The organism is Arthrobacter sp. TJ-254, from assembly GCF_058269175.1.
In genome coordinates this window covers 457,663-479,411 of record NZ_JBZCNF010000003.1, presented here as the reverse complement: position 1 = coordinate 479,411, position 21,749 = coordinate 457,663, and the positions used below count along the sequence as shown (strand labels likewise).

Sequence of the window (21,749 nt, the reverse complement as noted above, 5' to 3'; positions counted from 1 at the left end):
GGTTAGAAAACCCCCGCCCGGACCGGGGCAGGGAGGAACCCGACCCTCGCGTAAACCGCGGCAAGGGTCTCCGCTGCGGTCTCCCTCGCCTTGGCGGCACCCTTCGCCAGCAGCCGGTCGAGCTCGGCCGGATCGTCGAGCAGCTCGGCCGTCCGGGCCTGGATGGGGCCAAGTGCCTCGGCGACCACGTCGGCCAGGTCCACCTTGAGGTGGCCGTACATCCGGCCCTCGTAGTCGGCCTCGAGGGAGGCGATGGAGCGTCCGGTCAGCGCCGAGTAGATTGTCAGCAGGTTCGAAATCCCGGGCTTCTCCTCCCGGTCGAAGGCGATGGCCGTCCCCGTATCGGTGACCGCCGATCGAATGCGCTTCGCCGTGACCTTCGGGTCGTCGAGCAGGTTGATCAGCCCTGCAGCGGACGGCGCCGATTTCGACATCTTGGCCGTCGGGTTTTGCAGGTCGTAGATCTTCGCCGATTCCTTCTGGATGAACGGCTCGGGCACAACGAAGGTGTCTCCGAAGCGGGCGTTGAACCGCTGCGCCAGGTCGCGGCTCAGCTCCACGTGCTGGCGCTGGTCCTCCCCCACCGGCACGCCCTGAGGCTTGTAGAGCAGGATGTCGGCGGCCTGGAGGATCGGGTAGGTGAACAGGCCCACGCTCGAAGCGTCGGCGCCCTGTTTGGAGGCCTTGTCCTTGAACTGGGTCATCCGGGACGCTTCACCGAAGCCGGTGATGCAGTTGAGCACCCAGGCGAGCTGGGCGTGCTCGGGCACGTGCGACTGCACGAACAGCGTTGCCTTGTCGACGTCGACGCCCCCGGCGATGTACTGGGCGGCAGTGATCCGGGTGCGCTCGGCGAGCTCCGCGGGATCCTGGGGCACAGTGATCGCGTGAAGGTCGGGGATGAAGAAGACGGCGTCGTATTCCTCCTGCATGCGGACCCAGTGGACGAGGGCGCCAAGGTAGTTGCCGAGATGGAGCGACCCGGCCGAAGGCTGCATCCCGGAGAGGATGCGCCGGCGGCCGGTGGGTGGGTTCGACGTCATGTGCTGATTCCTGTTTCTAAAGCCGGTAGTCCACTACCAGTGGAGCGTGGTCCGAAAAGCGCGTATCCCAGGACGGCGCCCGGTCAACGACCGCCCCTTCCGCCAGCGCGGCAAGGGCCTGTGAGGCCAGGTGGTAGTCGATGCGCCATCCGGCGTCGTTGTCGAATGCCTTCCCCCGCCAGGACCACCACGTGTACGGTCCGTCGACGTCGCCGGCCAGTGCACGCTGTACATCGACGAATCCGATGTCCTCGCCGAAGAACCGGTCGAAATACTCGCGCTCCTCCGGAAGGAACCCTGCCTTCTTGAGGTTGCCCTTCCAGTTGCGGATGTCCCGGGGGGTGTGCCCAACGTTGAGGTCCCCCACCACCAGTGCGTGGTCGGATTCCTTGCGGAGCTGGGGCAGCCGGGCCTCCATTGTGTCGAGGAACCGGTACTTGTCATCCTGCTTGGGCGTGCCGGCCTCGCCGGAGTGGACGTAGGCGCTGACAACGGTCAGCGCGGTGCCGTTGACGAGGAAATCCGCCTCCACCCACCGGCCGGAGGTTTCGAAGTAGCTGTCACCTATCGATTCCCTGGTGGCGACGGGCGCAATCCGCGAGGCGATTGCAACTCCGGCGCGGCCCTTGGCCTCCGCCTCGGCGTGTTGGATATGCCAGGAATCCCCGAGCAGTTCACGGACGACGGCGTCGGGCGCCCGGACCTCCTGGAGGCAGAGGATGTCGATGTCCCGCCCTTGGAGCCACTGGTCCATGCCGCGCTTGTAAGCGGCGCGGATTCCGTTGACATTGACCGAGGCAATCCGCAGGGGTTTCGTCGAAAGATCGGAAGGCAGACTCACTCGACCCACCTTACCCCGAGGGCATTCCCGAAGCATGCCGGCCGGGCCGCTCCCGCCCGGCCGCCCGTGGTCGCCGGGTTCCTTGTCGACAGGGCCCTGATCGACCGGCGCCTAATCGACAATTGTGCCTTCGACGGGCCCCTCGCTGCCGTCCTTCATCATGGAGCGGGCGTTGTGTGAGGTGATCTCGATCGTTTCGAGTGCGCGGTCGACCATTCCCTCGTCCTTGCCGAGGTATTCGCGGACCACACCCACCTGGACCTGGACGATCTTGAAGCTGTGGTCAAGTTTCGCGTTGCGCACGTTAGTTGCTTCATCGGAGCCGCCTGCGCGCTGCCCACGGGCACCGGTGAAGGTCTCCTGCGCCTCGGTGAGCCGGGCGGATGCCTTCCGCGCGGCCGAGCGGAGGGTGAAGACCACGAAGCTGAAGACGAGCAGCCACCCCAAAGACACAAGAACGACAAGCCACCCCACGACGTCGTTCTCGTTTGCCGCGAACACAACGGCAACGAGGAAGACGACAAGCATGACCGCCATCCCCGTGCTTCCGATCCGCATGCTCATTCCCCGGCTGGCGGGCTTGCCTGTGCTTCCCAAAGACTGCATTCCCCTATTGTTCCAAAGAACCGGGCCCTCCTCCCGCCTTCCACCACCGGCGAACGCCGCAAATCCTTTTCAATACTTTCAATCCTTCACCCATCCGTGACCCAACTCACGTCGAATAGCCTGCATGCGCCGCCCTTACGGCGCTCACCATTCGCACTATGGAGGAGTTCCCGATGAACAAGAAGATGCGCCTATTGGCAGTCCCGGCCCTCGCACTTGGAGCGGTGGCCATGGCGGGTTCGCCCGCCGCTGCCGCCGACGGTTCCTACTCGTCGACGCTCGGCCAGCTGAACGGCACAACGGGCACCGGCACCATCACCGTTGATGTCACCGGCAACACTGCCATGGTCAATCTCCAGGTCTCCGGACTTGCCGAGACCTTCATGGACGGACCCTACCCGCACGTCCAGCACATCCACGGCGGCGCCAAGGGCGTCTGCCCCACCCCCGAGGCCGATGCCAACGGTGACGGCATCATCAGCGTGAGCGAGGGCGCCCCGGGCTACGGCGGAATCCTCACGACCCTGAGCACAAGCGGCGCCACCACCCCTGCGGAAGGCCTCAACCTGGCCCTCGGCGGCCAGGGTGGAAGCTACTCGATCGAGCGCTCGATCGAACTGGATGCAGACACGAAGGCAGCACTTGAGGCCGGAACCGCAGTCGTCGTCGTCCACGGCCTCGACCCCGCAACCGCAACCGGCTCCGAGGAAGCATTCAATTCGCCCAGCGACCTGAACCCTGATCTTCCCCTCGGCGCCACCTCACCGGCACTGTGCGGCACGCTTGTTGCCTCACAGATGGGAGCAATGCCTGACGGCGGAGCCGACACCGGTGTTGAGCAGGGTACCGGAAACAACCTGGGCATGATCGCCCTGGGTGGCGGCCTGGTCCTCGCCGCAGCTGCCGGCGGAACCTACGCCGTCCGCCGCCGCAACGACAACGCGTAAGACAGACACCGCGTTCGCCATGAGTAATCCAAACGGCCGCCGCTGGAGCCTCGCAGCTCCGGCGGTGGCCGCGCTCTTGGTGCTCACCGGGTGCGGCGGCTCCGGTTCGCCCGGATCCGCTGGCGTGTCGGACCCGCCGGCGGCATCTTCCCCTGCCCCGACGGGTCCGGCAGCCGACGCCCCGGCGTCGTCGGCGCCCCCGGCCCGTCCTTCCGCTTCACCCACCGCTCCGCCTACGACAAAGCCGGCGTCCAAACCCAAAGCCAAGGCGAAAACAAAGCCCACCGAAGATTCCCCTGCGGTGCTTGCGGCTTCCCAGCCCGTCTCCCTTGAGATCCCGAAGATCGGCACGGCCACGAACCTGCTTGCGTTGGGCCTGCGCGGCAACGGAACCCTCGAGGTGCCGCCCGACGGACCGGGCGCCCCCGCGAGCTGGTTCAACCAGTCACCCACTCCCGGCGAGCGCGGCCCGTCGGTGATGCTTGGCCACGTCAATGCCACGGACGGCGGCAAGGGCGTCTTTGCCGACCTCCGCGCGCTCAAACCCGGCGACCGCATCAAGGTTGCCCGCAAGGACGGCAGCACCGCCGAGTTCGAGGTCACCCGAGGCGAGAGCTACGCAAAGGACGCCTTCCCCACGCTGAAGGTCTACGGCAACACCAAGGGTTCGGAACTGCGCCTGATCACCTGCGACGGCTACGACCCTGCCACCGGCGAGTTCGACGACAACTATGTCGTCTATGCCCGGCTGGTTCCCTGAGCCGGCTCAATCCCCAAGCCGGGGCGTCGATTGCCTTGGCGCAGTCCTAGCTTGTGACGAGGCAGAACGGGTGCCCGGCCGGATCGAAGTACACCCGGAAGGTGTCCGTTCCCGAGCGCGCGTTGACCGCGCCCAGTGCCAGGACCTGTTCTTCGGCGTCGTCGAGGTCCTCGACGAGCACGTCGAGGTGCGCCTGCTGCGGGACGTCCTGCCCTGGCCACTCGGGCGGCGTGTAGTTCTCAACACCCTGGAAGGCGAGGGCGGGCCGGTCGGGGGCATCCCCGATAGTGATCCAGTCGTCGTTTTCGTCGACCCGGACCATGCCCAGCAGGCTCTGGTAGAAGGTGGCGAGCTGCTCCGCGTCGGGGCAGTCGAGGACAGTTGCTTGCCAGGATCCAATCATGGGTTCAAGTATGCGCGGGCACCCACTGCTTCGGTAGACCCGGCGCCATCGCCCCCGTCCCGGTCTCACCCGGCCAGCGGGACGACGTCGATCCCTGTTCCGATCACCACGAGCACACGCTCGGCGCTGACGCCGTCGAGGGCGCGCGTGAGCTCCTCGGCGGACGGCACAGCCGTTGACGGGCCGGAATCCGCGCGCTGCCACACAGTGACGCGGGCGCCGGTGAGCGAGCCGATCAGCGGAACAAGCGGTGCGGGATCGGAACCGGTCACAAGGATCACCTGCCCGATCGTGCGGGCGCGGACCGGGCCCGGCGCCACGGCCCTGTCGTGCCGCCACACGCTGAAGTGGTAGGCGGCCGTGCCTCCCGTTGCCAGCAGCAGGCCGAACGGTGCACGCACCCGTTCGAGCAGCGCTCCCCCGCCCACGTCGGCGAGCAGGAATTCGAAAATCACATACCCGAGGACAAGCAGCGTGATCAGCGCCACGACGGCGCTCAGCCCGAAGACGGCAACGAGGTAGAGCCGGCGCCGCGCCCGCTCGGCGTCAGCCGGTTCCCCGGTGGGACGCCAGGCCACCCACCAGACGGGGCCTCCCACGGCAAGGGAGCTGATCCCCCCGAGCAGGAGGGTACGGGGGTCCGCCCCGACAACGGGCGAGGCGAGCGCCGCGAGGAGCGCATTGACGATGACTCCGACGCCGGAGGCCGCGGCGGCAAGTGCCACGCCCGAGGTCACAAGCCTGCCCGCCAGGCGGGTTCCCTCCGAACGCAGCGCGGCTGCACGAAGGTGGTAGAGCCACACCGCAGAACCGACGGAGGCAGCGGCAAGGGCCGGCCCGAGGGGGTCGAGAAGCTCGGGCAGCGCGTCGGTACGGTCGAAGGCGAGCCGAAGGAGCACGAACAGCAGAACCCCCAGGCCGCCGAGGGTGAGGATCCCCGTCCCCAGGACGCCGACGAGGACGAGTGCCACGTTCGAGAATTTCGTTCGCAGGCCACGGCCGTCGTCGTGCTTCCAGTGCCACAGCCAGAGGGCCGCGCCGCCGGCGGCCCACACGAGCAGTGAGAGGGCAATCCGCCACCACGGCGCTCCGAGGGTGTCCTCACCGGCAAGCCCGCCGATGGCTTCGTCGAAAAGGGTGCCCAGTGCCGAAACGACGGCGCCAACGCCCACGACGAGTCCGAGAACGTAGCCGACAACAACGGGAACGCCGCGGAGCCGAAGGGGGCCCTTGGCGGGGTGGCGCGACATCCAGCGGTGCCAGAGGAGGACCCCCGTCCAGACGAGGCCCTGGGCCAGGCCGCGGGCCCACTCCTGTGTTTCCCCTCCGACAAGGGCGGAGGCCGTGCCGACCACCGAGGTGAACGCGGCAAGAAGCGAAACGGCGTACACCCCGGCCGCGTAGAGGCCCCAGGCAAGGGAGGACCTCTCGGTGCCGATGCGCCTCCATACCGCCCACCACAGCAGGGCCGCCAGCGGGCCGCCGACGAGCGTGAAGGCCAGCGAGCGGGCCAGGCCCGCCGCATCCCCGGAGACCAGCACATCACCGGCGTCGAAGAGCCGCCAGAGCAGCCCGCTGATCCCGTTGGCGGCGATCATCACCAGTGCGAAAAGGAGCGTGTAGACGATCAGCCGGCGCAGGGAAGGCTGGGCGGAACCGAGGTCCGGGGCGTGCGCGGTGCTGGTGCTGGTGCTCATTCCTCCGCCGATCCACCGACGCACACGCGCAACCGCCATGGGGCGGTGTCGATCAGCCAGGTCTCCCCGACCTTGCTGAGCTCAAACGTCTCCGCGCTTTCATATTCGGAGGATCCGAAAGGACCACCGGGTTGGAAGCTGACGACCGACACGGTCACCTCCGCAGTGCTGCCCCTGTCCCGCGTTGAAACGAGGCTGACCCTGAGGTTGTCCTCGGCCGGGTGTTCCTCCTCCCGGCACGGTTCCGAGGTGTCGCTGAGGTGGGCGGCCGCGGCCTGTTCATCACCGTCGATCACCGCCGCCGCGTAGCGTTGGACGACGCCCTCCGGGGTGGAGGCGTCGCGCAGCACCGGGTCCGGACGGAAGAAGACGACGGCGAGCGCGGTGACAACCAAGAGTCCAAGGACGGCGAGAAGAACGGGAAGGGCGCGGTTCGACTTGGCCGGCGGGGGTTTCATGTGCAAAGTATGCATCACCGCGCGGCTTTCGGACCGGCACCTGGCCCTGCGGCTATTTCAGGAAGAGTTTGCGCAGCCGTCCGGTGGTCAGCACCACTCCCACGACGATCATCGCCGCGTAGTAGAGAACGTGGACGGCGGTGGCCGGCGTGAAGACGCCGGCGCTGACCTGCCGCAGCAGCTCCACCCCGTGCCAGAGCGGGAGGGCCTGGATGAACCATTGGATCGCCTGCGGGTAGACGCTCAAGGGGTAGAAGGTCGCCGAGAACAGGAACATCGGAAGCATCACGAAGTTGACCCACTCCATCTGCTGGAAGGTCTTCATGAAGCTCGTGATCGCCATGCCGAAGGCAGCGAACCCGAAGGCGATCAGGACGGACGCGGGAATCATCAGCATTGCCCACGGCGTGGTGATCAGCCCCATCAGGCCCATCACCGCCGTGAATCCCGTGGCGTAGAGCGCCCCGCGCAGCAGGGCGAGGAAAATCTCGCCGATTGCGACGTCGAGGGGTCCAAGCGAGGTGGAGAGCATTCCCTGGTAGAGCTTGGCGAAGTTCATCTTGAAGAAGACGTTCCAGGTGCTGTCGTAGACGGCGCCGTTCATCGCCGAGACCGCAAGCAGGGCCGGGGCGATGTACGCCGCGTAGCTGATCTCCTGGCCGCCGGGGCCGGTCACGGTTCCCACGATCGCGCCAAGGCCCACTCCCATCGACAAAAGGTAGAGCACCGGTTCGAAGAAGCCCGAGACCATGACCATCCAGTTGCTGCTCTTTGTGGCGCGCAGCCCGCGGGCGATGACGGCGCGGGCATTGCGGGAGTAGAGGGCGCCGAAGGCACGCCCGGTCGCGGTGAGCTGGTAGTCCTCGATGGAGAGCTGGTTGGTCATGTGCCGAGCCTCCGGGCGAAGATCCGCCGTGCGAGGCGCCAGCCGAACACGGTGAGCGCTGCAAGGAAGATCAGGTGAACGGCGGCGAGGGCCGGCGGCAGGTCGTACCCGTAGGTGAGCGCGCGTCCCAGTTGGGTTCCGTGCCACAGGGGCGAGATCCACCCGATCCAGCGCAGCAGCAGCGGAAGGGTCTCAAGCGGGAAGAAGGTCCCTGAGAACAGGAACAGCGGGGTGACGATGAAGCGCATCACGAGGGCGAACTGGCCCTTGTCCTCCGTGAGGCTTGCCGCATAGGCCATGAGGGGAATCCCGAACGCGAGCCCGCTGAGCACGGCGACCGGGACGGCGAGCCAGCCCCACGGCGACGGTGAGGCCCCGAAAAGCGCGACGATGGCGAAGTAGATGACCGACATCACGAGCAGCCGCAGCGTCACGGCGATGATGTGGCCGTTGACAATCTGGTCGGTGCCGAGCGGCGAGGCGTGCGGGCCGTAGTAGACGCGGCGCCACTTGAAGCCGTCCATCACCGGGTAGGTGAATTCGTTCGTGGCCGCCATCAGGGCTGCCGAGGCAAGCAGGGCGGGGGCGAGGAAGGCGAGGTAGCTCACGCCGCCGAAGGTTTCCGTGCCGGTGCTGTCCACGAGGCTGGCCAGGCCGACGCCCATCGCGAAGAGGTACATGACCGGGGTGCCAACGCTTGAGGCGATGATGGTCCACCGGTAGCGGTTCATCACCCGCAGGACGTGTTCGGCGTAGTACCAGGAGCCGTAGGCACGTGCACGGGCGGCCGAGACCGCCGGAGCGTGGGCCCGGAGGACGGACGGCTGCGGGGTACCGGCGGGGGCAGCAGGGCGGGCGCCGGCGCGGTGCTCAGTCAATGAGGCTCCTTCCGGTCAGGCGCAGGAACACGTCTTCGAGGGAGGACCGGCGCACCAGCGAGGTGATTGGGTGCAGCCCCCGGGCGGTGACCTGCTCGAGGGCGGCTTCGCCGTCGGAGGCATAGATCAGCACCCGGTCCGGAAGGGACTCGAGGCGTTCGCCGATCCCCTGCAGCTCGGCCGCCACCGTCGTATTGCGATCGGAACCGAACCGCAGTTCGAGCACCTCGCGGGTGGAGTGCTCCTTAATGAGGGAGGCCGGCGATCCCTCGGCCATGATCCGGCCTTTGTCGACCACAACCAGCCGGTCGCACAGCTGCTCCGCCTCGTCCATGTAGTGGGTTGTGAGGATCAGGGTGACCCCCGATTCCTTGAGCCGGAACAGCCGGTCCCAGAGGACGTGGCGGGCCTGAGGGTCAAGGCCCGTTGTCGGTTCGTCGAGGAGGAGGATCTTGGGCTCATTGATGAGCGAACGCGCAATGGTCAGCCGGCGTTTCATGCCGCCGGACAGCGAGTCGACCTTCGCCGAGGCCTTGTCGGTGAGCTGTGCGAACTCAAGCAGTTCGTCGGCCTTGGGCTTCAGGTAGCTCATGGGCAGCCCAAAGTAGCGGCCGTAAACGATGAGGTTGTCGCGGACCCGCAGTTCCTCGTCGAGGTTGTCCTGCTGGGGCACGACACCAAGGTGGGCGCGCACCTCCGGACCGTGCTCCTCGGGGTCGAGGCCCATGATGCTCAGCTGCCCGGACGTGCGCTGGGAGACCCCGCCGATCATCCGCATAGTGGTCGACTTCCCCGCGCCGTTCGGGCCGAGCAGGCCGAAGGCCTCCCCCGCCGGGACGTCGAAGGAGATTCCGTCAACGGCCTTGGATGAGCCGTAGTGCTTGCTGAGGCCGCGCGCGGCAATAACGGGCTCAGCGGTGAGGTTGGGAGGCACCAGCCCAGCCTAGGCCAGAAAAGTCATTGGGACTAGCCAATCCGGACAATTAGAGGTCGGCCGAGGACCCGCGGCGGCGACCCGACGCCCGGCGTACCCCAAAACGACAATCGCACCTGAAAAATCCGGTGCGATTGTCGTTATCGGGTGCGTGTGCGTCTATAGCCGGCGCTCGGCGGCGTCAACGACGTTGGCCAGCAGCATCGCCCGGGTCATGGGCCCGACGCCGCCGGGGTTGGGCGACAGCCAGCCGGCGACCTGGTCCGCGGCCGGCTCGACGTCGCCGGAGAGGACCGCCTTGCCCGTCTCCGGGTCTTCGACCCGGGTAACCCCGACGTCGAGCACGATCGCCCCGGGCTTCAGCTGCGCCGCCTTGATGATTCCGGGGAAGCCCGCGGCGGCCACGACGACGTCGGCCCGCCCCAGGTGGTCCTCGAGCTCAACGGTGCCGGTGTGCGCAAGGGTCACCGTGGCATTGACCGCCTTGCGGGTCAGAAGGAGCCCCAGGGGCCGGCCGACGGTGACGCCGCGGCCGACCACCAGGACGTTGCGCCCCGCCAGCTCGATACCGTGGCGCCGCAGCAGCTCGATGATGCCGTTGGGCGTGCACGGCAGCGGCGAGGCCATGGGCGCTCCGACATTGAGCACCAGCCGGCCCAGATTCGTCGGGTGAAGGCCGTCGGCGTCCTTGTCGGGGTCGATCCGCTCAAGGATGCGGTTCGTGTCGATGTGCTTCGGCAGGGGGAGCTGGACAATGTACCCGGTGGTTTCGTCGTCGGCGTTGAGCCCGTCGATGACCGCCTCAAGCTCCTCCTGCGTGATGGTCTCGGGCAGGTCCCTGCGGATCGAACGGATGCCGATTTGGGCACAGTCGCGGTGCTTCCCCGCCACATAGGATTTGCTGGCCGGGTCGTCCCCGACGAGGACGGTGCCGAGCCCGGGCTGCACGCCGCGGGCGGCAAGCGCGCTGACCCGCACGGCGAGCTCGTCCTTGATCGCGGCGGCAGTGGCCTTGCCGTCGAGGACGCGGGCGGTGGTGGTGCTCATGAACGTTCTCCGGTCGTTTCAGGGGTCTCGATCAGTTCAAGAAGGAACGCCTTGCCGCGGGCGCAGCACCCGGTGAAGCAGCATTCCGCAGTGGGGATGTCGTACTCGGTCGACGCCGCCGCCCGTGAGGCGGCGGCGCCGGCTGGGAGTTCTTCTACCATTCCTCGTGGCCGGGGTACAGCGGGAAACCCGCCGCAAGGGCCGTTACCCGGGCCCGCAGCGCCGCGACGTCGGGAGCGGGCTTCAGCGCCGCCGCAATGATTTCGGCTACCTCGGCGAACTCCTTTGCACCGAAGCCCCGGGTGGCAAGGGCCGGGGTGCCGATCCGCAGGCCGGAGGTGACCATCGGCGGGCGGGGGTCAAAGGGTACGGCGTTGCGGTTGACCGTGATGCCCACCGAGTGGAGCAGGTCTTCGGCCTGCTTCCCGTCGAGGGCCGAGTTGCGCAGGTCGACGAGCACGAGGTGGACGTCCGTGCCGCCGGTGAGGACCGAAACACCGTGCTCGGCGACGTCGGCCCCGGTGAGGCGCTCGGCGATCAGCCGCGCGCCCTCGAGGACGCGTTCCTGGCGTTCGCGGAATTCCTCCGAGCCGGCAACCTTGAACGCCGTGGCCTTCGCCGCGATGACGTGCATCAGCGGCCCGCCCTGCTGGCCGGGGAAGACGGCGGAGTTGATCTTCTTCGCCCAGTCCTGCTTCGCCAGGATGACGCCCGATCGGGGTCCGGCGAGCGTCTTGTGGACGGTCGAGGTGACAACGTCGGAGTGCGGCACCGGGCTTGGGTGAAGTCCAGCCGCCACGAGGCCTGCGAAGTGGGCCATATCGGTCCAGAGCAGCGCTCCGGCCTCGTCGGCGATCGAGCGGAATGCTTCGAAGTCGAGATGGCGCGGGTAGGCCGACCAGCCGGCAATGAGCACGTCGGGCTTCTCGGCGAGCGCCTGGGTGCGGACGCGGTCCATGTCGAGCCGGTGGGTGTCCTCTTCGACACCGTAGGCGGCGACCTCGTAGAGCTTGCCCGAGAAGTTCAGCTTCATGCCGTGGGTGAGGTGCCCGCCGTGGGCCAGGGACAGGCCCATGATCTTGTCGCCGGGCTTGATCATCGCGGCGAGGGCGGCGGCGTTGGCCTGGGCCCCCGAGTGCGGCTGCACGTTGGCATACTCGGCGCCGAAGAGGGCCTTCACCCGCTCGATGGCGAGGTTCTCGGCGACGTCGACGTGCTCGCAGCCGCCGTAGTAGCGGCGCCCCGGGTAGCCCTCGGCGTACTTGTTGGTCAGGACGGAGCCCTGCGCTTCGAGGACCGCGCGCGGAGCGAAGTTCTCGGAGGCGATCATCTCGAGGGTGTCCCGCTGGCGGGCGAGTTCGTCGCGGAGTACCGCGGCGATCTCGGGGTCCACCTCGGAGAGGGGCGCGTTGGTAACGGAGTCGGTTGCAGGCAGAGGCGAAGCGGTCACAGGAGGTCCTTCGGTGTGGAGGTACATCTTCAGGTCAGGCTACCCGCCGCGAGGAGCCCAGCCCACCCGGGCAGGCTCCGGCACCAGCGGAGAAGAACGTGACCCGCGGCCCAGGCGTGCGATCCGTGGTCGGCGCGGCACCGTCATCCGGGAACGGGCTGTACCGGGTTGTTTCGACAGTGCATGCCGCTTCCTGGTGGTTGCCCACCCTACGCCAGTCGCGGCGCTTCCAATGCTAGCCGCAGCGGCCCGGGCGGTGCCACCTCCCCCGTCCGCCACAGACCGGCCGGAGGCCGCGCACCCACCCCGTAACCGGAGCAACCCCGTCCCCGCTTCGGCGCCCGCGGCCGCGCCGGAGTGCTCCTTCGGAGGACCGCTCGTGAGTGCCGCGGTGGAATACCGGGAGGCGCGGGCGGGTTGGCACCCATGGTGCCCGGCCCTCAGCCGGGGCGATGGTGCCGGAGCAAGCGGCCGGTTGAACGGAGCAGTGAAAGTGGAGAAAGACGTGAGCGAGACGGGAATTGTCGTCATTGGGGCCGGCCAGGCCGGGCTGAGCAGTGGCTACCATCTGCGCAAGCGCGGGCTTGAGCCCGGCCGCGACTTCATGATGCTCGATGCGAACGAGGGGCCCGGAGGCGCCTGGCGCCACCGCTGGCCGTCGCTGACCTTCGACGCCGCGCACGCCCTGAACCCGCTGCCGGGCTTTCCCCTTGAGGCTCCCGACCCGAAGGAGCCGTCGTCGGCTGTTGTGACCCGCTATTACGGCGCCTATGAGGCCGAGTACGGGCTCCCGGTGCTGCGCCCCCAGCACGCCGCCCGTGTCGAGCGGATGGACGGCGGAGCTGGCCTCGAGGTCTCGACCCGCGAGGGACTCTCTCTGCGCGCGCAAGCCGTGATCAACGCGACTGGCACCTGGGACAGCCCGTATCTGCCCTACTATCCCGGGCGGGACATTTTCCGCGGCGAGCAGCTCCACACCCAGGGGTTCCGTGCCGCCTCGAACTTCACGGGCAAGCGGGTCCTGGTCGTTGGTGGGGGAACCTCCGCGGCCCAGTTCCTGCTCCAGCTCAACGACGCAGGAGCCTCGACCATCTGGAGCACCCGCAGGCCCGTTGAGTGGACCGAGCGCGAATTCGACCCGGAGTGGGGACGGGACATCGAGGCCGCCGTCAACGCCCGCACCCGGGCCGGGCTTCCCCCCAAGAGCGTCGTCGGCACTACGGGTATCTCAATCACCGCCCAGTACGCCGCCGGGATCGCGGCCGGGATCCTCGTCTCCCGCGGGCCGCTGCGGCGACTCACGGAGCACGGCGCGGAGCTGGCGGACGGCACCTATGAACCCGTCGACGTCGTGCTCTGGGCCACCGGCTTCAGGGCCTCGATCGACCACCTGGCCCCGCTGCGCCTGCGCGAACCCGGCGGGGGCATCCGCATGGACGGCGTGCGGGTGATGCGCGAGCCACGCCTGCTGATGGTCGGCTACGGGGCCTCGGCCTCGACCATCGGCGCCACCCGGGCCGGCCGCGCCGCGGCAATGGCCGCCCTCAAGCTGCTGAACTCCCGGGAACCGGTTCCCGCCCGGTAGCCTTGCAGCGTGACCGCACCAGCAACGACCGGCTCCTACTCTCTCACGCTCTCCTGCCCCGACCAGCCGGGCATCGTCCACGGGGTCTCCGGGGCCCTCGTCGCCGCCGGTGCGAACATCACCGAGTCGCAGCAGTACGGCAGCCCCGATACCGGAACCTTCTTCATGCGCGTGGCCCTGACCACCGACGCCGGAGAGGCCGAGCTGCGCCGCCAGCTCGAACCCGTTGCCGCGGCCTTCGGCATGGACTGGGACCTTCACGCCGACGGGGTCAAGGTGAGGACCCTCATCATGGTCTCGAAGTCGGCACACTGCCTCAACGACCTGCTGTTCGCCCACCGTTCGGGCACCCTGCCGATCGCCATCCCGGTGATCGTCTCGAACCACCCCGACCTTGCGGACCTCGCGGCGTTCTACGGTGTCGAGTTCCGCCACATCCCGGTGACGGCGGCGACCAAGCATCAGGCGGAGGACCAGCTGCGGGACCTGCTCGCCAAGCACAGCATCGAACTGGTGGTCCTTGCCCGGTACATGCAGATCCTCAGCGACGAGCTCTGCACGGAGCTGCGCGGCAGGGCCATCAACATCCACCACTCGTTCCTGCCCTCGTTCAAGGGCGCCCGGCCCTACCACCAGGCCCATGCCCGGGGCGTGAAGCTGATCGGCGCTACGGCGCACTACGTGACCGGCGCCCTCGACGAGGGGCCGATCATCGAGCAGGAGGTGACCCGGGTGGACCACGCCCGTACCATCGATTCGTTCGTCGCAATCGGCCGGGAGCTCGAGGGCCGCGCCCTGGTGCAGGCCGTCCAGTGGCACGCCGAACACCGGGTGCTGCTCGACGGGCAGCGCACCATCGTCTTCAACTAGCCCGCCTTCAACCAGCCCCGCCTCCAACCAGCCACCGGTTTCACTGAGTCGCCGGTTTCAACCAGGCGCAGTTTTCAGCGACGGCCGGCGTTCCACCCGACCGGTTTCATTTGACCGCCGCGGGCCTCTCCGCCACTATGCTGGCGCAATGGCCCACCTCATTCCCCTCAACGGCAGCACGCCCGTCATCGCCGAAACGGCGTTCACCGCCCCCACGGCCTCGATCATCGGCGACGCCGTCCTCGGCGAGCACTCAAGCGCCTTCTACGGTGTGAGCGTGCGCGCCGACACCGCCCCGATCCGGGTCGGCGAGGGAACCAATCTCCAGGACAACGTCGTCGTCCACGCCGACCCCGGCTTTCCCGCGACGATCGGCGCCCGGGTCAGTGTTGGGCACGGCGCCGTCGTCCACGGATGCACAATCGAGGACGACTGCCTGATCGGCATGAGCGCGACGGTGCTCAACGGAGCCGTCATCGGAACGGGCTCCCTCATCGCCGCGGGCGCCGTCGTCCTTGAAGGAACCGTCGTGCCGCCGCGCTCGCTCGTGGCAGGCGTGCCCGGAAAAGTCCGGCGGGAGCTCACCGACGACGAGGTTGCCTCGGTGCTCGCCAACGCAGAGCAGTACCGGACGCTCGCGCAGACACACCGTGCTGCGTTAACTTCTTGACTACAACGGGGCGGTGTAGGACCCTTTAGGGTATGCGTGCAGAATCTGCCTCAACGGCGAGGATGAGGCCGGCCGGCAGCCTGCCGAAGCCGGGATCGCAGTCCGCGCTGCGTGAGCAAAACCAGCAGCGGATCATCCGTGCCCTGGTCAACGGCGGGCCGCAGACCCAGGCCGAACTTGCGCGCCAGACCGGCCTTTCCACGGCAACGGTCTCAAACATCGTCAAGATCATGGCCGGCGGCGGGATCGTCAGCACCGTCCCCACCACCAGCTCCGGACGCCGGGCCCTGTCCGTCATCCTCAATGACAACGGGTCCGTGGCGGCAGGGATCGACATCGGCCGCCGCCACGTCCGGGTGGTCCTCGCGGGGCTCGACTACCGTGTGCTCCACGAGGAGGCGGCCGCCCTGCCGATGGGCCACAGCTCCGCCGAGGGGCTCGACGCCGCCGCGGATCTGCTCGACAAGGCCCTCCACGAGGCCGGCGTCGACCGCTCGGCCGTCCTCGGCGCCGGCATCGGCATTCCCGGCCCGATCGACCGCCGCACCGGCACCGTCGTCCAGGGCGCCATCCTCCCTGAATGGGTGGGCATCAACATCCGCGACAGCTTCGGTGAGCGGCTCGGCATACCGGTTTTCATCGACAACGACGCCAATCTCGGCGCCCTCGCCCAGATCACCTGGGGCGTGCACAGCCGCGTCGAGAACCTGATGTTCATGAAGGTCGGCTCGGGCATTGGGGCCGGGCTGATCCTCAACGGCGCCCTGTTCTACGGCAACGTCGGAATCACCGGCGAACTCGGACACACGACGATCAGCGACCACGGGCTCGTGTGCCGGTGCGGGAACCGCGGCTGCCTTGAGACGGTCGCCTCGACCTCAACGATGATCGAACTGCTCAACCGGGGGTCCACCCACCCCATCGACACCAAGGACATCGTCGACCTCGCCCTCGGCGGCGACACCGCGGCCCTGCGCGTCATCGACGACGCCGGCCTGGCCATCGGCCGTGCCGTCGCCCATGTGGCCAACCTGATCAACCCCGAGGTCATCGTCATGGGCGGTCCGCTCACCGGGCTCGGCGACATCCTGCTCAGCCCCATCCGGCGCGGGCTCGCCCGCCACGCGGTGCCCACGGTCGGGGAGACGACGACCGTGCACATGTCGGCGCTCGGGGACCGCGCGGAAGCGCTCGGAGGTGCGGCGGTGGTGCTTTCGCAGCCCGCCATCCTCCCTCCGCGTCGGGTGCTTCATAACTCTTCCGCGTCTTTCTAAAGTTCCTTGCGTTCAAGACTTGACGCCAAGTAGTTCAGCAGGGTTCAATTCTTTTCGGGTCGTCATTGGGCCTGCACTAAGACAACGCCGTCACTGCGGGAGGCTGCAATGGATCACCACACTATCCTTGAGATGCGATCGATTACCAAGGAATTTCCTGGCGTTAAGGCCCTCTCCGATGTGTCGCTCAGCGTCACCGCCGGCGAAATCCACGCCATTTGCGGCGAGAACGGCGCCGGCAAATCGACCCTGATGAAGGTGCTCTCCGGCCTCTACCCCTACGGCGACTACTCCGGATCGATTGTTTTCCAGGGCGAGGAAGTCCAGTTCAAGGACATCCGCTCGAGTGAAGCTGCCGGAATCGTGATCATCCACCAGGAGTTGGCACTCATCCCCGAGTTGTCAATCGCCGAGAACATCTTTCTCGGCAACGAGCCCCGCCGGTTCGGCGTCATCAACTGGGACAAGGTCAACCGGGACACCCTCGAACTCATGGCGCGCGTTGGCCTCAGCGAAGATCCCACAACCAAGATCAAGGACATCGGCGTCGGCAAGCAGCAGCTCGTCGAGATCGCCAAGGCCCTGAGCAAGTCGGTCAAGCTGCTCATCCTCGACGAGCCCACCGCGGCACTGAACGAGTCGGACTCCCAGCACCTGCTGGATCTCATGGCGGGCCTGCGGTCCAAGGGCATATCCTGCATCATGATCTCCCACAAGCTCAACGAGATCGAGCAGATCGCCGACTCAATCACGATCATCCGTGACGGAAAGTCGATCGAGACGCTCCACGTCAAGAACGACGGCGTCGACGAGGACCGGATCATCCGGGGCATGGTCGGCCGTTCCCTCGAATCACGGTTCCCCGAGCACACGCCGAAGATCGGTGAGACGTTCTTCGAAGTGCGTAACTGGACCGTCGGGCATCCGACCGTTCAGGACCGCCTGGTGACGAAGAACGCCAACTTCCACGTGCGGCGCGGCGAGATCGTCGGCTTCGCCGGCCTGATGGGCGCCGGGCGCACCGAGCTCGCCCGCTCCGTCTTCGGCCGTTCCTACGGCAACTTCAAGTCGGGACAGATCTTCATCAACGGCAAGGAAGTGGCACTGAAGTCGGTGCCCCAGGCGATCGACGCCGGCCTTGCCTACGTCACCGAGGACCGCAAGTCGCTGGGGCTGAACCTCCTCGACGACATCAAGTCAACGACCGTCTCCGCGAACCTCAAAAAGATCACCCGCAACTTCGTCGTCGACAAGGACGAGGAGTTCCGGGTGGCGGAGGAATACCGGCAGTCCCTGCGCACCAAGACGCCCTCCGTCAACGAGGGTGTCGCCAAGCTTTCCGGCGGCAACCAGCAGAAGGTTGTCCTCGCAAAGTGGATGTTCACCGATCCGGAGCTGCTGATCCTCGACGAGCCGACCCGCGGCATCGACGTGGGCGCGAAGTTCGAGATCTACGGGATCATCCAGCGCCTGGCGGACCAGGGCAAGGGAGTGATCGTCATCTCCTCTGAACTCCCCGAACTGCTCGGGCTCTCCGACCGCATCTACACCATCTTCGAGGGGGCCATCACCGGAGAGCTCGCCCGCGACGATGCAAACCAGGAATCCCTCATGAAACTGATGACCGCCAGCAAAAAAGCTGCCTGACCGAAGCCCCCTAGGACGCTAACTATGAATTCCCTCAAGCAAATCTTTGGCGGAAACACCCGCCAGTTTGGGATGATCTTCGCGCTCATCGCGCTGGTTGTCTTCTTCCAGTGGCAGACCGGGGGCAAGACCCTCACTCCCGGCAACATGATGAACCTCTTCAACGGAAACTCGTACATCCTGATCCTCGCGATCGGGATGGTGCTGGTCATCATCGCCGGGCACATCGACCTCTCGGTGGGTTCGGTCGCGGCCTTCGCCGGCATCGTTGTGGCGATTGCCATGCGCGACTGGGGCCTGCCGTGGTTCGGCGGGATCCTCGTGGGGCTGGCGCTGGGAGCCCTGATCGGCGCCTGGCAGGGCTTCTGGGTGGCGTACGTCGGGATACCCGCGTTCATCGTGACGCTGGCCGGCATGCTGCTGTTCCGAGGCGCCAACCAGTTCGTGGGCAAGTCGAACACCGTCCCCGTCCCCGAAGGCTTCCAGTACATCGGCTCCGGCTACCTCCCCGAGGTCGGACCCGACACCGGGTACAACAACCTCACCGTGCTGCTCGGCCTCCTCCTCGTCGCCTTCGTCATCTACAGCGAGATCCGGAACCGCCGGCGGCTCGCCCGGGTCGGCGCGCAGGTGCCCGAGCTGTGGGTTTCGGTGGCAAAGGCCGGCCTGATTTCAGCTGCGATCCTCTACGCGACCTACCTGTTCGCCACCGGCCGCCCGGGCACCTCCTTCCCGATCCCCGGCCTGATCCTCGGTGCGCTCGTCATCATCTTCGGCTTCATCTCGAACAAGACCGTTGCAGGCCGCCACGTCTACGCAGTCGGCGGCAATCGGCACGCGGCCGAGCTCTCCGGCGTGCAGAGCAAGAAGGTCAACTTCATGGTCATGATGAACATGTCGATCCTGGCCGCCCTTGCCGGAATGATCTTCGTCGGCCGCTCCACCGCCTCGGGGCCCTTCGACGGCGTCGGCTGGGAACTTGACGCGATTGCGGCAGTCTTCATCGGCGGCGCTGCGGTGACCGGCGGTGTGGGAACCGTCGTCGGCTCGATCATCGGAGGCCTCGTCATGGCCGTCCTGAACAACGGCCTGCAGCTGCTGGGCATCGGCGCTGACATGACGCAGATCATCAAGGGCCTGGTGCTCCTCATCGCCGTCGCCTTCGACGTCTACAACAAGACCCAGGGCAAGCCGTCGATCACCGGCCTGCTCACCCGGAACTTCGGCAACCGCTCGAAGCCCGACCAGCCGAGCGAGGGCAGGAGCCCCGACTCCGATCAGCCCATCCAGACCAAGGAAGTCATTTCCAAGGCCTGATCCCGGCAACCCGCCGGCACCTTTGAACCTTTACCTTTCACCGTCCGAAATCATGCAAAAGAAAGAGAATGGAATGCGTAAGTTCGCAAAGTCCTTTGCAGCAGTCGCTGCAATCTCAGCGCTCGCGCTGACCTCCTGTGGCCGTGAAGAAGCGGGCACGGGAACCGAGAGCGCTCCCGCTGGAGAGGCCGCCGGCGGATTCGAGGAAGGCGCCGCCATCGGCGTCGCCCTTCCCCAGAAGACCTCCGAGAACTGGGTGCTTGCGGAGACCCTGTTCAACGACGGCCTCACCGAAGCCGGCTACAAGCCCGACGTCCAGTTCGCCAACGGCGGTGTCTCCGAGCAGCAGAACCAGATCAACTCGATGATCACCAACGGCGTCGAGGTCCTCATCGTCGGCGCAATCGACGGCGCCCAGCTCGGCAGCCAGCTGCAGCAGGCAGCCGACGCCGGCATCACCGTCATCGCCTACGACCGCCTGCTGACCAACACGCAGAACGTCGACTACTACGTGGCCTACGACAACTTCCAGGTCGGCGAGCTGCAGGGCCAGGCACTTCTCGACGGACTCGCCGAGAAGAAGGGTGAGGGCCCGTACAACGTCGAGCTGTTCGCCGGTTCGCCCGACGACGCCAACGCCCAGGTCTTCTTCGACGGTGCGATGAGCGTCCTCCAGCCGAAGATCGACGACGGCACCCTGAAGGTCGTCTCTGGACAGACCAAGTTCAACCAGGCTGTCACCCAGGGCTGGAAGGCTGAGAACGCCCAGCGCCGCATGGACACCCTCCTGAGCGGCAACTACGACTCCGAAGAGCTCCATGGCGTCCTGTCCCCCAACGACACCCTCGCCCGCGCCGTCCTCACCTCGGTGAAGGCCGCAGGCAAGGAAATCCCCGTGGTGACGGGCCAGGACTCCGAGGTTGAGTCGGTCAAGTCGATCATGGCAGACGAGCAGTACTCGACGATCAACAAGGACACCCGCGACCTGGTGGAGCACTCAATCACCATGGTTGAGGGGCTTGCTGCCGGCGAGAAGCTCGAAGTCAACGACGAGAAGACCTACGACAACGGCGTGAAGGTCGTTCCGGCCTACCTGCTCGAGCCGCAGATCGTCACCAAGGAAAACGCCGCTGAGGCCTACGCCGACGACCCGAACCTGTCGGAGCTCGTCAAGTAACAGCGCACTGACTGGCCCGCCCGCGGGCTGGCACAAGGAATCCCGGCACCGCCTCGGCTGTGCCGGGATTCCTTTTTCCCCGGCGGCTTTGCCCGGTGTTTTGCCCGGTGTTATTTGCCCGGTGGCCGGACGGCGGTGGATTACCGATGAGCTGCACGGAAGGATGGTGCAATGAACTCCCACCAACGCATCCCCCAACCTCCCGGCGCCGCGCCCGGGGCTCCCAGTCCGCTCGCCGCAACGGGCCGTCCCCTCCGCTGGGGTGTTGTCGCAACGGGCGCCATCGCCTCGAAGGTTACGCAGGACATCGCGCTGCTCGACGACGCCGTGCTGCAGGCTGTCAGCTCCCGCAGCGCCGACAGCGCAGCGGCATTCGCCGAACGGTTCGGCTTCGCTGCAGGCTATGGTGACGCCGGCGGGACCTCCGGCTATCAGCGTATGTTCGAGGACCCCGACGTCGACGTCGTCTACGTCACCACCCCGCACGCCCAGCACTTCGAGGTGGCCGCCGCGGCCCTGGCCTCCGGCAAGCACGTTCTCTGCGAGAAGCCGTTCACCGTCAACGCGGCCGAGGCCGAGGAGCTCATTGCCCTTGCCGCGGCCAACAACCGGTTCCTGATGGAGGCGGTGTGGACGCGGTTCCTTCCCAGCGTCAACCGCGCCTGGGACATCGTCTTTTCGGGCGAGCTCGGCGACATCCGGTGGGTCCAGGCCGACCTCGGCTTCCCCGCCGCGTTCGACCCCTCAAGCCGGATCTGGGATCCGGCGGCCGGCGGCGGCGCCCTGCTTGACCTCACCGTCTACCCGCTCACCTGGGCCCTGGGCGCCCTCGGCTTCCCCTCCTCCGTCTCCGCGACCGGTGCCCTCAATGCGGACGGCGTCGACGTCCAGAACGCCGTGACCCTCGGATACGACGGCGGGGCGCAGGCGCAGCTGACCTCCTCGCTTGTGGCGCTCGGCCCGGCGTCGGCGACGGTCAGCGGCAGCGGCGGATGGCTGCGCACCGGAGACGGGCCGCTTCACAACCCGCGCGAACTGACCGTCCAGCCCAAGGACGGGCAGCGTCGCACGGAGACCTTCGAGCATGTGGGGGCCGGCTACGTGTACGAGCTGCGCGAGACCACCCGTTGCATCCAGGCCGGCCTGCTCGAGAGCCCCACCATGCCCCTTGATGACACGCTCCAGACTCTTCGCCTGCTCGACGGCGTGCGAGCGCAGCTCGGTCTGCGGTACGCCAACGATTCCGTGTAGCGCGTTCC

The 21,749-nt window shown here is 67.2% G+C and carries 22 protein-coding genes; 10 read left to right on the top strand and 12 right to left on the bottom strand.

Going from position 1 to position 21,749, the window contains the following annotated elements; genetic code table 11:
• Positions 1-2: 2 nt before the first annotated feature.
• The 3 genes from trpS to AC4D14_RS10845 form a co-directional block, all read right to left on the bottom strand.
• Positions 3-1,043 (bottom strand): tryptophan--tRNA ligase, encoded by a 1,041-nt coding sequence (gene trpS / locus AC4D14_RS10855; protein ID WP_490902191.1) that lies wholly within the window; start codon positions 1,041-1,043, stop codon positions 3-5.
• Positions 1,044-1,059: 16 nt separating this feature from the next.
• A complete protein-coding gene (locus AC4D14_RS10850; RefSeq protein WP_490902189.1) occupies positions 1,060-1,893 on the bottom strand; it encodes an exodeoxyribonuclease III in 834 nt (277 codons plus the stop codon).
• Between the two features lie 102 nt (positions 1,894-1,995).
• The gene (locus AC4D14_RS10845) at positions 1,996-2,490 is read right to left on the bottom strand and encodes a hypothetical protein (RefSeq protein ID WP_490902187.1); all 495 of its coding nucleotides are present in this window, start codon (positions 2,488-2,490) and stop codon (positions 1,996-1,998) included.
• 173 nt (positions 2,491-2,663) lie between these two features.
• Here AC4D14_RS10845 and AC4D14_RS10840 point away from each other — a divergent pair, with 173 nt between their 5' ends.
• Entirely contained in the window at positions 2,664-3,437 is a 774-nt protein-coding gene (locus tag AC4D14_RS10840) for a hypothetical protein (protein WP_490902185.1), read from the top strand.
• Between the two features lie 19 nt (positions 3,438-3,456).
• Complete coding sequence (locus AC4D14_RS10835) at positions 3,457-4,197, top strand: class F sortase (RefSeq protein ID WP_490902183.1); 741 nt, start codon at positions 3,457-3,459, stop codon at positions 4,195-4,197.
• A gap of 46 nt (positions 4,198-4,243) precedes the next feature.
• Here AC4D14_RS10835 and AC4D14_RS10830 read toward each other — a convergent pair whose 3' ends face one another.
• From AC4D14_RS10830 to glyA, 9 genes are all read right to left on the bottom strand, one after another.
• Entirely contained in the window at positions 4,244-4,600 is a 357-nt protein-coding gene (locus AC4D14_RS10830) for a VOC family protein (protein WP_490902181.1), read from the bottom strand.
• Positions 4,601-4,665: 65 nt separating this feature from the next.
• Positions 4,666-6,297 (bottom strand): DUF5671 domain-containing protein, encoded by a 1,632-nt coding sequence (locus AC4D14_RS10825; protein WP_490902179.1) that lies wholly within the window; start codon positions 6,295-6,297, stop codon positions 4,666-4,668.
• A complete protein-coding gene (locus AC4D14_RS10820; protein ID WP_490902178.1) occupies positions 6,294-6,755 on the bottom strand; it encodes an LpqB family beta-propeller domain-containing protein in 462 nt (153 codons plus the stop codon). The genes AC4D14_RS10825 and AC4D14_RS10820 overlap by 4 nt, the downstream gene beginning before the upstream one ends.
• 52 nt (positions 6,756-6,807) lie before the next feature.
• On the bottom strand, positions 6,808-7,641 hold the full coding sequence (locus tag AC4D14_RS10815) for an ABC transporter permease (RefSeq protein WP_490902177.1): 834 nt from the start codon (positions 7,639-7,641) through the stop codon (positions 6,808-6,810).
• Positions 7,638-8,519 (bottom strand): ABC transporter permease, encoded by an 882-nt coding sequence (locus AC4D14_RS10810; RefSeq protein WP_490902175.1) that lies wholly within the window; start codon positions 8,517-8,519, stop codon positions 7,638-7,640. Before AC4D14_RS10810 ends, AC4D14_RS10815 begins: the two co-directional genes overlap by 4 nt.
• Positions 8,512-9,453, bottom strand: coding sequence for an ABC transporter ATP-binding protein (locus AC4D14_RS10805; protein WP_490902173.1), 942 nt, complete (start codon positions 9,451-9,453; stop codon positions 8,512-8,514). Before AC4D14_RS10805 ends, AC4D14_RS10810 begins: the two co-directional genes overlap by 8 nt.
• Positions 9,454-9,612: 159 nt before the next feature.
• Complete coding sequence (locus AC4D14_RS10800; protein WP_490902172.1) at positions 9,613-10,500, bottom strand: bifunctional methylenetetrahydrofolate dehydrogenase/methenyltetrahydrofolate cyclohydrolase; 888 nt, start codon at positions 10,498-10,500, stop codon at positions 9,613-9,615.
• Entirely contained in the window at positions 10,497-10,661 is a 165-nt protein-coding gene (locus AC4D14_RS10795) for a hypothetical protein (protein ID WP_490902170.1), read from the bottom strand. The genes AC4D14_RS10800 and AC4D14_RS10795 overlap by 4 nt, the downstream gene beginning before the upstream one ends.
• A complete protein-coding gene (gene glyA / locus AC4D14_RS10790; RefSeq protein WP_490902168.1) occupies positions 10,655-11,977 on the bottom strand; it encodes a serine hydroxymethyltransferase in 1,323 nt (440 codons plus the stop codon). Before glyA ends, AC4D14_RS10795 begins: the two co-directional genes overlap by 7 nt.
• Positions 11,978-12,455: 478 nt before the next feature.
• On the opposite strand from glyA, the gene AC4D14_RS10785 reads away from it, so the two are divergent.
• The 8 genes from AC4D14_RS10785 to AC4D14_RS10750 all read left to right on the top strand — a co-directional run bounded on the left by AC4D14_RS10785 (position 12,456) and on the right by AC4D14_RS10750 (position 21,741).
• Complete coding sequence (locus AC4D14_RS10785) at positions 12,456-13,535, top strand: NAD(P)-binding domain-containing protein (RefSeq protein ID WP_490902166.1); 1,080 nt, start codon at positions 12,456-12,458, stop codon at positions 13,533-13,535.
• Between the two features lie 9 nt (positions 13,536-13,544).
• Positions 13,545-14,405 (top strand): formyltetrahydrofolate deformylase, encoded by an 861-nt coding sequence (gene purU, locus AC4D14_RS10780; protein WP_490902164.1) that lies wholly within the window; start codon positions 13,545-13,547, stop codon positions 14,403-14,405.
• Between the two features lie 148 nt (positions 14,406-14,553).
• Positions 14,554-15,075 (top strand): gamma carbonic anhydrase family protein, encoded by a 522-nt coding sequence (locus AC4D14_RS10775; RefSeq protein WP_490902162.1) that lies wholly within the window; start codon positions 14,554-14,556, stop codon positions 15,073-15,075.
• Between the two features lie 32 nt (positions 15,076-15,107).
• Positions 15,108-16,349 (top strand): ROK family transcriptional regulator, encoded by a 1,242-nt coding sequence (locus AC4D14_RS10770; RefSeq protein WP_490902157.1) that lies wholly within the window; start codon positions 15,108-15,110, stop codon positions 16,347-16,349.
• 108 nt (positions 16,350-16,457) lie between these two features.
• Positions 16,458-17,996, top strand: coding sequence for a multiple monosaccharide ABC transporter ATP-binding protein (mmsA, locus tag AC4D14_RS10765; RefSeq protein ID WP_490902155.1), 1,539 nt, complete (start codon positions 16,458-16,460; stop codon positions 17,994-17,996).
• A gap of 24 nt (positions 17,997-18,020) precedes the next feature.
• Complete coding sequence (gene mmsB / locus AC4D14_RS10760) at positions 18,021-19,313, top strand: multiple monosaccharide ABC transporter permease (RefSeq protein ID WP_490902153.1); 1,293 nt, start codon at positions 18,021-18,023, stop codon at positions 19,311-19,313.
• A gap of 73 nt (positions 19,314-19,386) precedes the next feature.
• Positions 19,387-20,490 (top strand): substrate-binding domain-containing protein, encoded by a 1,104-nt coding sequence (locus AC4D14_RS10755; RefSeq protein ID WP_490902152.1) that lies wholly within the window; start codon positions 19,387-19,389, stop codon positions 20,488-20,490.
• Positions 20,491-20,661: 171 nt separating this feature from the next.
• A complete protein-coding gene (locus tag AC4D14_RS10750; RefSeq protein WP_490902151.1) occupies positions 20,662-21,741 on the top strand; it encodes a Gfo/Idh/MocA family protein in 1,080 nt (359 codons plus the stop codon).
• Positions 21,742-21,749: the final 8 nt, after the last annotated feature.

Bases quoted from the DNA above. Each gene is read 5' to 3' on its own strand.
- mmsA (WP_490902155.1), top strand. From the start codon at position 16,458: ATGGATCACCACACTATCCTTGAGATGCGATCGATTACCAAGGAATTT.
- glyA (WP_490902168.1), bottom strand. From the start codon at position 11,977: ATGTACCTCCACACCGAAGGACCTCCTGTGACCGCTTCGCCTCTGCCT.
- AC4D14_RS10835 (WP_490902183.1), top strand. From the start codon at position 3,457: ATGAGTAATCCAAACGGCCGCCGCTGGAGCCTCGCAGCTCCGGCGGTG.
- AC4D14_RS10815 (WP_490902177.1), bottom strand. From the start codon at position 7,641: ATGACCAACCAGCTCTCCATCGAGGACTACCAGCTCACCGCGACCGGG.
- AC4D14_RS10830 (WP_490902181.1), bottom strand. From the start codon at position 4,600: ATGATTGGATCCTGGCAAGCAACTGTCCTCGACTGCCCCGACGCGGAG.
- trpS (WP_490902191.1), bottom strand. From the start codon at position 1,043: ATGACGTCGAACCCACCCACCGGCCGCCGGCGCATCCTCTCCGGGATG.
- AC4D14_RS10825 (WP_490902179.1), bottom strand. From the start codon at position 6,297: ATGAGCACCAGCACCAGCACCGCGCACGCCCCGGACCTCGGTTCCGCC.
- AC4D14_RS10795 (WP_490902170.1), bottom strand. From the start codon at position 10,661: ATGGTAGAAGAACTCCCAGCCGGCGCCGCCGCCTCACGGGCGGCGGCG.
- AC4D14_RS10750 (WP_490902151.1), top strand. From the start codon at position 20,662: ATGAACTCCCACCAACGCATCCCCCAACCTCCCGGCGCCGCGCCCGGG.
- AC4D14_RS10755 (WP_490902152.1), top strand. From the start codon at position 19,387: ATGCGTAAGTTCGCAAAGTCCTTTGCAGCAGTCGCTGCAATCTCAGCG.
- AC4D14_RS10775 (WP_490902162.1), top strand. From the start codon at position 14,554: ATGGCCCACCTCATTCCCCTCAACGGCAGCACGCCCGTCATCGCCGAA.
- AC4D14_RS10770 (WP_490902157.1), top strand. From the start codon at position 15,108: ATGCGTGCAGAATCTGCCTCAACGGCGAGGATGAGGCCGGCCGGCAGC.
- AC4D14_RS10800 (WP_490902172.1), bottom strand. From the start codon at position 10,500: ATGAGCACCACCACCGCCCGCGTCCTCGACGGCAAGGCCACTGCCGCC.
- mmsB (WP_490902153.1), top strand. From the start codon at position 18,021: ATGAATTCCCTCAAGCAAATCTTTGGCGGAAACACCCGCCAGTTTGGG.
- AC4D14_RS10820 (WP_490902178.1), bottom strand. From the start codon at position 6,755: ATGAAACCCCCGCCGGCCAAGTCGAACCGCGCCCTTCCCGTTCTTCTC.
- AC4D14_RS10845 (WP_490902187.1), bottom strand. From the start codon at position 2,490: ATGCAGTCTTTGGGAAGCACAGGCAAGCCCGCCAGCCGGGGAATGAGC.
- AC4D14_RS10840 (WP_490902185.1), top strand. From the start codon at position 2,664: ATGAACAAGAAGATGCGCCTATTGGCAGTCCCGGCCCTCGCACTTGGA.